The organism is Carnobacterium pleistocenium FTR1 (assembly GCF_000744285.1).
Taxonomy (GTDB): Bacteria; Bacillota; Bacilli; order Lactobacillales; family Carnobacteriaceae; genus Carnobacterium_B; species Carnobacterium_B pleistocenium.
Genome location: NZ_JQLQ01000002.1, coordinates 1,462,335 through 1,476,111, shown reverse-complemented (window position 1 = coordinate 1,476,111; position 13,777 = coordinate 1,462,335). Strand labels below are relative to the sequence as shown.

The following is a 13,777-nucleotide window of genomic DNA, read 5'->3' as shown; positions in this document are numbered from 1 at the left end:
ATGTTAGATGTCGGATTTTTTGATAACTATCCAAACAGAAATAGGAATACCAAAACTTTTATTTGATAGTTGGACACCAATTATTAGAATCATTTTTTCAACAATTATAACTTTCATATTGTTAATGGCCAGCTTAAGGATTTTTGGAAATAGAAGTGTCTCAAACATGAGTATTCAGGATATGATCACTTCGTTTACGATAGGATCAACCATATCATCTACTATGATTTTAAAAGACGTGACTATAGTGAATGGATTTTCAGCTATTATAGTACTTTTATTCTTGCAATTTTTCGTTTCAAAAATCATTAGTAAATGGTCTTTTTTTTCAAAATTTATCAACCCGCCTCCAAAAGTTTTATTTTTAGAAGGTGATTTCTTAGAAAGTAGCATGAAAAAAGTCGAGTAACTAAAGAAGATATTTATGCTGCTATTCGAACCCAAGCTAGATGTTCTTCAGATAAGGTTTTTGCGGTAGTGCTAGAATCTAATGGAAATCTCTCAGTTGTTACAGATGTGAGTCTAGATTATGAAGGAGAGATCAGGAAATATTTAAAATGAAAAGGGTCGGGAAGAAATTTTTCAATCCTTTTCCTATATCAGATAATGAAAAAATTGAACTTTTAAGTCTCTTTTTTACTCCTAAAATTAAATAGATATAAGGGTGTTGGCTACTCCTAATTAAGTATAAACCTTCTGTTGGTTGGCTAATAAACGGTTGAGGGGACTAGGACAATCTAGGCTTTCATTTATCACGTATAGAACTCCGCATTAAAAAGAGAAATGTCATCATAATGTAGATATCCTAATATTGTGGCTAAAAGTACAAACATAATCGCTTAGTTGTCTAATTCTTTTTTGGATAATCGAGAGGTAGACTCTTTCACTGTTTTAATAGTCCCATTTATAATTCTCCTAAAGCACCCTATTTAACAGCAAATTTCCAATTGAAAACTAGCGGAATTTAGGGTTTTGTCTTTTTTAGTGACTGACGAATTTTCTGAAATTGTGGTATACTTGAAGAGTTGAAAAATGGAAGGTTGGGATCAAGTAATGGAAGGTATTCTCCCTTTATGGAAAGAACGTGGCATGACTAGCCATGATTGTGTATTTAAACTTAGAAAAATATTAAAAACAAAAAAAATTGGACATACAGGTACTTTGGATCCAGATGTCGACGGTGTATTGCCTATTTGTGTTGGAAAAGCTACAAAAGTTGTGGAATATATGATGGAAACAGGTAAAGGTTACATAGGCGAAATTACACTTGGCTATTCAACAACCACAGAGGACCGCAGCGGTGAAATCGTTGAGCAAGTCGAAGTGCAAGAAATACCAACACTAATTGCTATTGATGCGGCTATGAAAAACATGGAAGGAAAAATCACTCAAATTCCACCAATGTACTCAGCTGTAAAAGTAAATGGAAAAAAATTATATGAGTATGCTAGAGCTGGCGAAACTGTTGAACGACCAGAACGAATTGCAGATATAAAGCAATTTAAACGAACATCAGATATAGTTATCGATAAAGAAACCGGAACCGTTTCTTGGAAATTTGAGGTAGCTTGTGGAAAAGGGACTTATGTTCGCACATTAGCTGTAGATTTAGGTAAAAAACTTGGGTATCCAGCTCATATGTCTGATTTAACACGTATACTTAGCGGAACGTTTAAAGCGAGTGACTGTTTAACGTTAGCCCAAGTTGCTGAAAAAATGGAACAAGAAGAAATCGAAGAAGCTTTATTTCCTTTAGAATTTGGTTTGAAAGAGTTGGCTTCATTCGCTATTGATGAACCTTTATGGAACAAAGTTAAAGACGGTGCGGTGTTGCCAATTGATACCATTCCAGCTGATTTACCTATGCCAGTAGTCTTTACTTATTTGCAAAAAGCAGTTAGTATTTATGCTGTTCACCCGCAAAAAGCAGATTATTTAAAGCCAATCAAAGTGTTACGGAATAATTTATAGAGGAGTTTTTACACTATGGAAATCATTAAACTGCACCATCCGTATCGAGCAAATGAAATTCCTGAAGACAAAGTAGTGTTAGCTTTAGGTTTTTTTGATGGTGTACACAGAGGTCATCGAGAAGTAATCGGCAGAGCAAAAAGTATTGCTGATAAAAATAATTTTAAATTAGCTGTTATGACGTTTAATCAACATCCTTCGATCGTTTTTAAAAAATTAAATCCTGATCAACATAAATATCTTTCGACTGTTTCTCGTAAAGAACAATTGATGGAGAAAATTGGTGTTGATTATCTTTATGAAGTAGATTTTACATCTGCATTTGCTGGATTGAATCCACAAGATTTTGTAGATCAATATATTGTTGGATTACATGCACAAACCGTTGTAGCGGGTTTCGATTATACTTTTGGTAAAAAAGAAGTCGCTTCGATGGCTCATTTACCAACCTACGCCAACAATCGTTTTGAGGTAGTAGTGATAGAAGAACAAAAATTACAAGAAGAAAAAATCAGTTCGTCACGTATTCGTTTGGCTTTAGAAATAGGAGATATGGCTGTTGCTAATAATCTCTTAGGTTATGCCTATGCTACTCCTGGAAGAGTCGTACATGGAGATGCTAGAGGAAGGTTGTTAGGCTTTCCAACAGCGAATATTGAGATTGAGAACTTTGTTAAACTGCCTCGTAAAGGGGTATATGTTGTTGAAATTTTAGTAGGCGGAATAGCCTATAGTGGAATGGCTTCAATTGGACACAATGTGACGTTTGAACCAAACCGCCCGTTAACAGTAGAAGTGTATATCCTCGATTTCAGTGATGATATCTACGGCGAGGAAGTAACGGTATTTTGGTATGATTATTTACGAGATGAAGAAAAATATGATTCGATTGATGCCTTAGTCGCTCAACTTAAACAAGATGAATTGGATACTGCCGCTTTTTTTGAAAAAAATAAGGACTTACCACCGAAAGATTAAAAGCTCTTAGTCAAATAGTGTGGATGAGTCTTACCAAAAGTGGATATAGGACAAATAGTGTTTATACGTCAAAAAAATTTCTTATGGAATAGACGGTTTTGCTTGTGAAGCCATGGGGACCACTTAAAGTCTGAAAACCACAGTCTTAAGGTTTTCAGACTTCAACAGTGCGTTAACGTGCTGTTGTTAATCGCATTGAATTCAATGCACGGCTACATGAAAATCCTATTCCTCTAGTGTTTTTAGGTAGGTAATTGAATTAAATCTATCAATTTTAAAAATTATAAACCCGAATTAAACGATTTATTCAAAAGTAACCGAATATCTTAGACAAGAAACAATTGTTTCTTGTTTTTTTTTGCTTAAAAATGATAAAACAATAAGCTGTTTGTTTTTCAAAATTATACTTTATATACATTTTTTATGAATAAACACGTATAATATACAACTTAATTTCAGATATAAGCTAAAAAATACAAAAAAAAGCATAAAAAAACATTTTGTGCTTGTTTTAATCTTTTTGCCATGTTAGGATACATTCATGCAATAAAATTAATCGGATGAGGTGTTTTTATGAATAAAGGAAAAGTAGTTTTAGCTTACTCAGGAGGATTGGATACTTCAGTATCCATTAAATGGTTGATAGATGAAGGGTATGAGGTCATCGCTTGTTGTTTAGATGTTGGAGAAGGAAAAAACTTAGAGTTCATTAAAGAAAAAGCGGTAAAAATTGGCGCTTCTGCTTCATATACGATTGACGCTAAAGAAGAATTTGCAAATGAATTTGCATTAGTTGCTTTACAAGCGCATACGTATTACGAAGGTAAATACCCATTAATTTCAGCGTTGTCTCGTCCACTGATTGCAAAAAAACTTGTTGAAGTAGCCATAAAAGAAAAAGCAGTAGCGGTAGCACATGGTTGTACAGGAAAAGGGAATGATCAAGTTCGTTTTGAAGTAGCTATCCATTCTTTAGCTCCTCAATTAAAAGTACTTGCACCTGTTCGTGATTGGACTTGGTCAAGAGAAGAAGAAATCAAATATGCTATTGAACATGCTATTCCAGTTCCAATTGATCTAGATAATCCTTTCTCTATTGATCAAAATCTTTGGGGAAGAAGCAATGAATGTGGCGTTTTAGAAAATCCATGGATCGCACCACCGGAAGTAGCTTATGATTTAACAGCAAGTTTAGAAAATACGCCAGATACTCCTGAAATGATTGAAATTGAATTTGTTGCAGGTGTCCCGGTAGCTCTTGATGGGTCAAAATATGAGTTATCCGATTTGATTCAACAGCTGAATAGCATTGCTGGCAAGCATGGAGTTGGACGGATCGATCATATCGAAAATAGATTGATCGGAATCAAATCGCGTGAGGTTTATGAAGCTCCTGGAGCAGTAACACTTATGACAGCTCATAAAGAATTAGAAGATTTGACTTTTGTTAAAGATGTAGCTCATTTTAAACCGATTATTGAACAAAAAATAACAGAAATGATCTATAACGGTTTATGGTATAACCCATTAACCGAAAGCTTGCTTGCCTTTTTGAAATCGACTCAAAAGTATGTAAATGGAACTGTACGGGTGAAATTGTTTAAAGGACATGCAATTGTGGAAGGTAGAAAATCACCAAATTCACTTTATGATGAAAATTTAGCAACGTACACTTCTTCAGATACATTTAATCAAGAAGCTTCTGTTGGATTCATTAAATTATGGGGTCTGCCAACAAAAGTTCATGCAGAAGTTAATAAACCAAAGGATGCAATCAAAAATAAGTAAGCGATAGAGAACGTACACTTAGGTAAGGATGGGATAACTACTATGAAAAAATTATGGGGCGGCCGTTTTGAAGGAGAAAATCAAAAATGGATCGATGAATTTGGTGCTTCGATTGAAGTAGACCAAGTTTTAGCTGAAGAAGACATTACGGGAAGTTTAGCGCATGTCAAAATGTTAGCTAAGACATCTATCATTCTTCAAGAAGAAGCAGATGAAATCGTCAGAGGGTTGTTAATTCTTTTGGGAAAAGCTCAAAAGAAAGAGCTGGTATTTTCTATTGAAAATGAAGACATTCATTTGAATATTGAAACGCTTCTCCATAAAGAGATTGGTCCGGTTGCAGGGAAATTACACACTGCAAGAAGCCGGAATGATCAAGTAGCCACTGATATGCATCTTTATTTGAAAGGTCAAGTTGGCGAAATTTCTGAATCTCTGATAGATTTAGAAAAAGTCATTCTGATAAAAGCAGAAAAACATGTTGAAACGATTATTCCTGGATATACGCATTTGCAACATGCACAGCCGATCTCTTTTGCACATCATTTGTTGGCATATTACAATATGTTTAAACGTGATCTAGAAAGATATCAAGATAGTCTGAAACGCATTGATTGTTCTCCACTAGGAGCAGCGGCTTTAGCAGGAACGACTTTTCCAATTGATCGTTTGTATACTGCTGAACAATTAGGTTTTAGTTCGGTTTATTCAAATAGTATGGATGCTGTGAGTGATCGTGATTTCATCTTAGAATTTCTATCGAACAGCAGTATATTAATGATGCATCTTTCACGTTTTTGCGAAGAGATGATTCTTTGGACAAGTCATGAGTATCAATTTGCTAGTTTAACGGATGCTTTCTCAACAGGCAGCTCGATTATGCCGCAAAAGAAAAATCCAGATATGGCAGAATTGATTCGTGGTAAAACAGGCAGAGTATATGGTAATTTATTTTCACTATTGACGGTTATGAAAAGTTTGCCATTAGCTTATAATAAGGATTTGCAAGAAGACAAAGAAGGTATGTTTGACACCGTCAAAACCGTTAAAGACTGTTTGGCTATCTTTGCTGGTATGTTGGAAGATATGGTCGTGCATGAAGAAAAAATGAATGAAGCGACAAAAAAAGATTTTTCCAATGCAACTGAGTTAGCCGATTACCTTGCTTCTAAGGGTGTTCCATTTAGAGAAGCGCATGAAATAGTTGGAAAACTTGTTTTGAAATGTTTGAAAAATGGCAGCTATTTACAAGATATTTCATTAGCTGATTTTCAAGAAGCAGCTCCTATTATTCAAGAAGATGTGTATTCTTTGTTAGACTCTCGCGTAGCGGTTGAACGCAGAAATTCTTTAGGTGGTACTGGTTTTGCACAAATAAGAATTGAACTAGAAAAAGCAAAAGTAGAGTTGCCGTTAAATTAGGATTACTTGTCTCATCAGGAAATGTATGTAGTTGATTCAACTCATCCATTAGTTTTAAATAGTTTTAAAATTTTAACCCCTAAATAATTAAGAAAAAGTATTAAAGATGAGTTAGTTCATTTTTAATACTTTTTTTCTAGGGTAAAATTGAATAAATCAAGCGGAAAATCAGTGTTTTGGCTAAACGTCAAAATTAGTCAAAAAAGTAAGCAAAAATTATTGACAGGAACAGTTATATTTGGTAAATTAATAAATGTATTAGCACTCAATAGTTTCAAGTGCTAAAAAAGAGGTGAGGCAACATGTTAACTGAAAGACAGATTTTAATTTTAAAATCTATCATTCGTTTATACACTTCACACGAGACACCCATAGGATCTAAAACTTTGATGAATGAAGCTGAAATAAATTTTAGTTCAGCAACTATTCGTATTGAGATGGGACGTCTTGAAGATTTAGGCTTCATTGAAAAAACACACTCCTCATCAGGTCGCGTTCCTTCACTAAAAGGCTATCGTTTTTATGTAGACTATCTGGTACATCCAGTAAAGATTCAGAAAAAAGAACTTGCAGTTATAAAAAATGCTTTAGGAAATCAGTTTAGACAGTTGGATGAGATTGTTTTCCAATCGGCTGAATTGCTTTCTCAGTTGACCAGTTACACAGCAATCACATTAGGTCCTGAAATCAAAGAGAGTATTCTAACCGGGTTTCGTTTGGTACCATTAAATGAGTATCAAGTCATGGCTATATTAGTTACAGATAAAGGCCATGTCGAAAACCAAATAGTGACTATCCCAAAATCGATGGATGTTAATGAGTTGGAAAAAATTGTTCGTATCTTTAATGAACAATTAGTTGGTCTTCCGTTATTGGAGGTATTTAAAAGGCTGAAAACCGAAATTCCTTTACTACTTAATAAGTATGTTAAGACAAATGAAGGAATCTTGGATATCTTTGAAACAGTCTTTTTGAAAGCTGGACAAGATAGGATGCATGTCGGTGGAAGAATGAATATATTAGATTTTTCGAATGAATTGAATGTCGAAAAATTCAAGTCTATTTATTCGTTAATGGATGGGACTCATGACTTATCTTCCTTAGTAATTCCGAGTACTACTGGAATTACCGTGAAAATTGGTACGGAGTTAAACAATGAGCTTTTCAATGAGTTCAGCTTAATTACGGCAAGCTATGACATTGAAGGATACAGTTCAGGTGTTATTGCATTGTTAGGTCCAACAAATATGCCTTATTCAAAAATGATTGGACTTGTGGATGTATTTCGAAATGAGCTTTCAAAAAAAATAATCGACTACTATGATTCTGTAGAAGATTAATCAAAAAGGAGCTGTTGATGTGTCTAGAAATAAAGATAAGAAGCAAGAACAAGAAGAAGTTAAAGAACCCACAACAGAATCAGTAGAAGAAACGGTAATTAAACCCGAAGAAACGACTGAATCTGTAGAAGTTGACCAACCAGAAGTGGATGAACTTACTGAAGCGAAAAAAGCTTTAGAAGAGATGGAAAATAAATATTTGCGTGTACAAGCTGAAATGGCAAATATCCAAAAACGTAATGCAAAAGAACGTGAAGATGCGGCTAAATTCCGTGCTCAATCTTTAGCAACTGAATTGCTTCCCGTTATTGATAACTTAGAACGAGCTATAGCAATTGAAGTGACAGATGAGCAAGGGAAAAGCTTGAAAAAAGGAATCGAAATGGTTAAAGATACCCTTAACACGGCACTAAAAAGTGAAGGGATCGAAATTATCGACCCACTAAATGAACATTTTGATCCAAACTTCCATCAGGCTGTTCAAACAGTTCCGGTTGAAGAAGGTCAAACAAGTGAAATAGTTGTACAAGTTTTACAAAAAGGGTATGATTTAAAAGGACGGGTATTACGCCCAGCAATGGTTATCGTTGCTCAATAAAGATTAAAACATGTTTTAAAAAATAATAAATAAATGAGGGATTTTATAATGGGTAAAATGATAGGTATTGACTTAGGAACAACAAATTCAGCAGTTGCAGTATTAGAAGGCGGAGTAGCAAAAATTATTCCGAATCCAGAGGGTAACCGTACAACTCCATCAGTAGTAGCATTTAAAAATGGAGAAATGCAAGTAGGAGAAGTTGCAAAACGTCAAGCTGTAACAAATCCAAATACAATTAGTTCAATCAAACGTCATATTGGTGAAGCTGGCTTCTCAGTTGAAGTTGATGGCAAAAAATACACTCCACAAGAAATTTCTGCAACTATTCTGCAATACTTGAAAGGTTATGCTGAAAGCTACCTAGGAGAAACAGTTGATAAAGCTGTTATTACTGTTCCTGCTTACTTTAATGATGCACAACGTCAAGCAACTAAAGATGCTGGTAAAATCGCTGGTCTTGAAGTTGAACGTATTGTAAATGAACCAACTGCTGCTGCATTAGCATATGGTTTAGACAAAACACACAAAGAAGAAAAAATTCTAGTATTTGACTTAGGTGGAGGTACATTTGACGTTTCTATTCTTGAATTAGGAGATGGCGTTTTTGATGTATTGTCTACTGCTGGAGACAACAAATTAGGTGGAGATGATTTTGATAACAAAATCATGAACTATTTAGTAGCTGAATTCAAAAAAGAAAACGGTGTTGACTTATCTAAAGATAAAATGGCCGTTCAACGTTTGAAAGATGCTTCTGAAAAAGCTAAAAAAGATTTGTCAGGCGTAACTTCAACACAAATCAGCCTACCATTTATTACTGCTGGAGAAGCTGGACCGTTACACTTGGAAATCAACTTAACTCGTGCTAAATTTGATGATTTAACTTATGACCTAGTTGAACGTACGAAAGGACCTGTTCGTCAAGCTCTTAAAGATGCAGGCTTATCTACATCTGAAATTGATGAAGTTATCTTAGTAGGTGGATCAACACGTATTCCTTCTGTTATTGATGCTGTACGTAAAGAAGCAGGAAAAGAACCAAATAAATCAGTTAACCCTGATGAAGTTGTCGCAATGGGTGCTGCAATCCAAGGTGGAGTTATCACTGGTGATGTTACAGATATCGTCTTGTTAGATGTTACTCCATTATCATTAGGTATCGAAACAATGGGTGGCGTGTTTACAAAACTGATTGAACGTAACACAACGATCCCAACAAGCAAATCACAAGTATTCTCAACTGCTGCTGATAACCAACCAGCTGTTGATGTACACGTTATGCAAGGTGAACGTCCAATGGCAGCCGACAACAAAACATTAGGTCGCTTCCAATTGACTGACATTCCTACTGCACCTCGTGGCATTCCACAAATCGAAGTAACCTTTGATATTGATAAAAACGGAATCGTTAACGTAAGTGCTAAAGACTTAGGAACTCAAAAAGAACAAACAATCACAATCAAATCATCTTCAGGTTTAACCGACGAAGAAATCGAACGTATGGTTAAAGATGCAGAAGCAAATGCTGAAGCAGACAAAGTTCGTAAAGAAGAAGTAGAATTACGTAACGAAGTGGATCAATTATTATTCCAAGTTGACAAAACTATTGGCGAATTAGAAGGTAAAGTTGACGAAGCTGAAGTTAAAAAAGCTGAAGAAGCTCGTGATGAATTGAAAGCTGCTGTTGAAGCAAACGATCTTGAAACAATGAAAACAAAACGCGATGAATTAAATGAGATCGTACAAGCATTAACAGTTAAATTGTATGAACAAGCTGCTCAAGCACAAGGAGAAGCAAATCCTGAAGGCTCAGAACAAGCACAAGATGGATCTGATGATGTTGTAGATGCTGATTTTGAAGAAGTCGATGACGAAAATAAATAATCTTTAACATTAAAGGGTGGAAGAGAAAAGCCGAGGCAAATTGCTTTTGGCTTTTTCTTCTAGATATGCTATGCTCATTAAGGCGAATTTGAGGATACATTAAAAAACTGTTATTCGTAACGATGGAGGGAAATCATGGCTAAAAGAGATTTATACGAAGTATTAGGCGTATCAAAAGGTGCTTCTGATGAAGAAATAAAGAGAGCGTATAGAAAATTATCAAAGAAGTTTCATCCAGATATCAATAAAGAAGCTGGGTCTGAAGATAAATTTAAAGAAGTTGCGGAAGCTTATGAAGTATTAAGTAATGCGGATAAACGTGCAGCTTATGATCAATATGGTCATGCAAGTACAGATCCAAACTTTGGAGCAGGTGGCGGCGGCGGTTATGGCGGCGGTGGCTTCGGAGGCGGCGGCTTTGGCGGCGGTGGCTTTGAAGATATTTTTGAATCATTCTTTGGTGGCGGTCGTTCACAAAATCCAAATGCTCCTCGTCAAGGAGAAGATTTACAGTACTCAGTGAATCTAGAATTCGAAGAAGCCATTTTTGGTAAAGAAACAACGGTCAGTTACAATCGTGAAGAAGAATGTAAAACATGTCACGGTGATGGAGCTAAACCAGGCACCAGCCCGGTAACGTGTTCTCGATGCCATGGTACAGGTTCATTAAATGTTGAACGGAATACACCACTGGGTCGAGTAATGACTCGTCAAACCTGTGATGTTTGTCATGGTACAGGTAAAGAAATTAAAGAACATTGTCCAACATGTCATGGTTCTGGACATACGAAAGACAAACATACAGTTAAAGTAACTGTCCCTGCAGGTGTTGAAGATGGAAATCAAATGCGCTTAAATGGACAAGGAGAAGCCGGAAAAAATGGCGGACCTTACGGAGATTTATACGTTGTTTTCCGTGTCAAAGCCAGCAATCAATTTGAACGAAATGGATCAGAAATTTATTACGAATTGCCAATTAATTTTGTCCAAGCTTCATTAGGGGATGAAGTTGAAGTTCCGACTGTTCATGGTAAAGTGAAATTAAAAATACCTGCTGGAACACAAACAGGAACGAATTTCCGTCTGAGAGGCAAAGGAGCACCAAAATTACGTGGTTCAGGCACTGGGGATCAACATATAAAAATTAAATTGGTCACTCCGAAGAATCTATCAAAAGAACAAACAGACTTGTTGAGACAATTTGCTAAAGCTAGTGGCATGGAAGTTGAAGAACAAGATGGTTCTATTTTTGATAAAGTAAAAGATGCTTTTAAGGCAGATAAGAAAAGGAAATGAACTGACTTTTTTAAATAAAGTATAGAGAAAGCCTAAGCACTAGCTTAGGCTTTCTTTTGGCTTAAAGGGATTTTCGTCAAATAGTGTGGACAAGTCTTACCAAAAATGGGTATAGGACAAATAGTGTTGATGCTTCAAAAAAATTTCTTATGGAATAAACGGTTTTGCTTGTGAAGCCATGGGACCACCTGAAGCCTGAAAACCACAGTCTTAAGGTTTTCAAGCCTCAGCAGCGCGTAATCGCTGAAGCGGTAATGCGCTGCTATTCGCATTGAATCCAATACACGGCTACAAGCAAATCCTATTCCTTCAGAATTTTTGGGTGAGTGATTGAATTAAATCTAGCAACACTAAAAAATTATCTCCTTAAAAGCTGGTTCCCTCTAAGTTTATTGTAATTCAGGGGTTTCACTGGTATAATTTACAATGACACTTTTCGGAATAAATAAAGAAGGTAGGCACGACTAAATGAATAAAAATGACTTAATTGAAAGACAAAAACGTATTCGAAACTTTTCTATTATTGCCCATATTGACCATGGGAAATCAACTTTGGCCGATCGTATCCTGCAAATGACGAATACCGTTGCTGATCGCGATATGCAAGCACAGTTATTGGATTCAATGGATCTTGAACGTGAACGAGGCATTACGATCAAATTAAATGCAATTGAATTGAACTATACTGCAAAAGATGGCGAAACGTACACCCTACATTTAATCGACACACCAGGACACGTCGATTTTACGTATGAAGTTTCAAGAAGTTTAGCAGCCTGTGAAGGAGCTATCCTAGTTGTTGATGCAGCACAAGGTATCGAAGCCCAAACGCTAGCGAACGTTTATCTAGCGCTAGATAATGATCTTGAAATCTTACCTGTAATCAATAAAATTGATTTACCTGCGGCAGATCCAGAACGTGTCCGTGCGGAAATAGAAGATGTTATCGGGATCGATGCTAGTGAAGCTGTTTTTGCAAGTGCTAAAGCAGGTATTGGGATCGAAGAAATCTTAGAACAAATCGTTGAAAAAATTCCAGCTCCAGTAGGCGATACAGATAATCCTTTAAAAGCGTTAATCTTTGATTCAGTTTACGATGCTTATCGTGGAGTGGTATTGAATATTCGTGTGATGGAAGGGATGATCAAACCTGGAGATACCATGAAGTTGATGAGTAACGGAAAAACGTTTGAAGTAGCTGAAGTAGGGGTCTTTTCACCTAAAGCAATCAAACGCGAATTTCTAATGGTTGGGGATGTTGGATACGTTACTGCAAATATCAAAACTGTCCAAGATACTCGAGTTGGAGATACCATTACGCTAGCAAATAATCCTGCTACAGAAATATTAAAAGGGTACCGTAAAATGACGCCAATGGTCTATTGTGGGATGTACCCAATTGATTCTTCTCGTTATGGCGATTTAAGAGACGCGTTAGATAAATTACAATTAAACGATGCAGCACTGCAATTTGAAGCTGAAACCTCTCAAGCGCTTGGATTTGGGTACCGTTGTGGATTCTTAGGCCTATTACACATGGACGTGATTCAAGAGCGCCTTGAGCGTGAATTCAACTTAGAATTGATCACAACAGCTCCATCCGTTATCTATCACGCAAACTTAACGGATGGCACACAAAAAATCGTAGCTAACCCAGCTGAAATGCCTGAACCAGGTGTGATCGAATCGATTGAAGAACCTTACGTAAAAGCAACGATCATGGTTCCAAACGACTATGTCGGAGCTGTAATGGAAATTTCACAACGCAAACGTGGCGACTTCTTAACGATGGCGTACCTTGATGATAACCGCGTAAACGTGGTTTATGAAATTCCACTATCAGAAATCGTCTATGATTTCTTTGATAAATTAAAATCAAGTACTAAAGGATATGCTTCTTTAGATTATGAATTGATTGGCTACAAACAAAGTAACTTGTCTAAGATGGATATATTATTGAACGGCGAAAAAGTAGATGCTTTAGGCTTTATCGTGCATAAAGACTTTGCTTTCCACCGAGGAAAAGCAATCGTTGATCAATTAAAAACAATTATTCCAAGACACCAATTTGAAATTCCTGTTCAAGCAGCAATCGGACAAAAAATCGTTGCGCGTTCAAACATCAAAGCTTTACGTAAAGACGTTACAGCGAAACTTTATGGTGGTGACGTAACCCGTCGTCAAAAACTATTGAAGAAACAAAAAGCTGGTAAGAAACGAATGAAACAAGTCGGATCAGTAGAAGTTCCGCAAGAGGCGTTCATGTCTGTTCTTAAGATGGATGACGAGTAAATTGTTGATATAACAGTAGTTTTATTGGAAATTTTATGACTTGATATAATGATTTGCCTACCATTTGCCTACCAAAATAAATTGGCTTTTCGTCAAATGGTGTGGATGAGCTAAATTTAGTTAAAAATAAAATCTGATTTAGGCAGCGTGAGGCAACGGACTCACGCTGTTTTTTAGTCTCTTGGCATACAGTGTGGTTAATTTC

10 protein-coding genes are annotated in these 13,777 nt (G+C 36.1%); all 10 read left to right on the top strand.

The features are described 5' to 3' along the window. Window positions 1-7 precede the first annotated feature (7 nt). Complete coding sequence (locus BP17_RS07220) at window positions 8-409, top strand: DUF421 domain-containing protein (protein ID WP_035052983.1); 402 nt, start codon at window positions 8-10, stop codon at window positions 407-409. 644 nt (window positions 410-1,053) lie between these two features. After that, window positions 1,054-1,971 (top strand): tRNA pseudouridine(55) synthase TruB, encoded by a 918-nt coding sequence (gene truB / locus BP17_RS07215; protein WP_035055287.1) that lies wholly within the window; start codon window positions 1,054-1,056, stop codon window positions 1,969-1,971. Window positions 1,972-1,986: 15 nt separating this feature from the next. Next, on the top strand, window positions 1,987-2,949 hold the full coding sequence (ribF, locus tag BP17_RS07210) for a riboflavin biosynthesis protein RibF (protein ID WP_035052982.1): 963 nt from the start codon (window positions 1,987-1,989) through the stop codon (window positions 2,947-2,949). Between the two features lie 573 nt (window positions 2,950-3,522). After that, window positions 3,523-4,737, top strand: a complete 1,215-nt coding sequence (locus BP17_RS07205) for an argininosuccinate synthase (protein WP_035052981.1) — start codon at window positions 3,523-3,525, stop codon at window positions 4,735-4,737. Window positions 4,738-4,779: 42 nt separating this feature from the next. Further along, the gene (gene argH, locus BP17_RS07200) at window positions 4,780-6,159 is read left to right on the top strand and encodes an argininosuccinate lyase (protein ID WP_035052980.1); all 1,380 of its coding nucleotides are present in this window, start codon (window positions 4,780-4,782) and stop codon (window positions 6,157-6,159) included. A 302-nt stretch (window positions 6,160-6,461) separates the two neighbouring features. Next, the gene (gene hrcA / locus BP17_RS07195; RefSeq protein ID WP_035052979.1) at window positions 6,462-7,499 is read left to right on the top strand and encodes a heat-inducible transcriptional repressor HrcA; all 1,038 of its coding nucleotides are present in this window, start codon (window positions 6,462-6,464) and stop codon (window positions 7,497-7,499) included. Window positions 7,500-7,518: 19 nt separating this feature from the next. Further along, window positions 7,519-8,097, top strand: coding sequence for a nucleotide exchange factor GrpE (gene grpE, locus BP17_RS07190; protein WP_035052977.1), 579 nt, complete (start codon window positions 7,519-7,521; stop codon window positions 8,095-8,097). Between the two features lie 48 nt (window positions 8,098-8,145). Next, window positions 8,146-9,984 (top strand): molecular chaperone DnaK, encoded by a 1,839-nt coding sequence (gene dnaK, locus BP17_RS07185; protein WP_035052975.1) that lies wholly within the window; start codon window positions 8,146-8,148, stop codon window positions 9,982-9,984. Window positions 9,985-10,116: 132 nt separating this feature from the next. Continuing rightward, window positions 10,117-11,280 (top strand): molecular chaperone DnaJ, encoded by a 1,164-nt coding sequence (gene dnaJ / locus BP17_RS07180; RefSeq protein ID WP_156956016.1) that lies wholly within the window; start codon window positions 10,117-10,119, stop codon window positions 11,278-11,280. A gap of 468 nt (window positions 11,281-11,748) precedes the next feature. Further along, window positions 11,749-13,572, top strand: coding sequence for a translation elongation factor 4 (gene lepA, locus BP17_RS07175; RefSeq protein WP_035052972.1), 1,824 nt, complete (start codon window positions 11,749-11,751; stop codon window positions 13,570-13,572). The last annotated feature ends 205 nt before the right edge of the window (window positions 13,573-13,777 follow it).

Bases quoted from the DNA above. Each gene is read 5' to 3' on its own strand.
- BP17_RS07220 (WP_035052983.1), top strand. From the start codon at position 8: ATGTCGGATTTTTTGATAACTATCCAAACAGAAATAGGAATACCAAAA.
- truB (WP_035055287.1), top strand. From the start codon at position 1,054: ATGGAAGGTATTCTCCCTTTATGGAAAGAACGTGGCATGACTAGCCAT.
- ribF (WP_035052982.1), top strand. From the start codon at position 1,987: ATGGAAATCATTAAACTGCACCATCCGTATCGAGCAAATGAAATTCCT.
- BP17_RS07205 (WP_035052981.1), top strand. From the start codon at position 3,523: ATGAATAAAGGAAAAGTAGTTTTAGCTTACTCAGGAGGATTGGATACT.
- argH (WP_035052980.1), top strand. From the start codon at position 4,780: ATGAAAAAATTATGGGGCGGCCGTTTTGAAGGAGAAAATCAAAAATGG.
- hrcA (WP_035052979.1), top strand. From the start codon at position 6,462: ATGTTAACTGAAAGACAGATTTTAATTTTAAAATCTATCATTCGTTTA.
- dnaK (WP_035052975.1), top strand. From the start codon at position 8,146: ATGGGTAAAATGATAGGTATTGACTTAGGAACAACAAATTCAGCAGTT.
- lepA (WP_035052972.1), top strand. From the start codon at position 11,749: ATGAATAAAAATGACTTAATTGAAAGACAAAAACGTATTCGAAACTTT.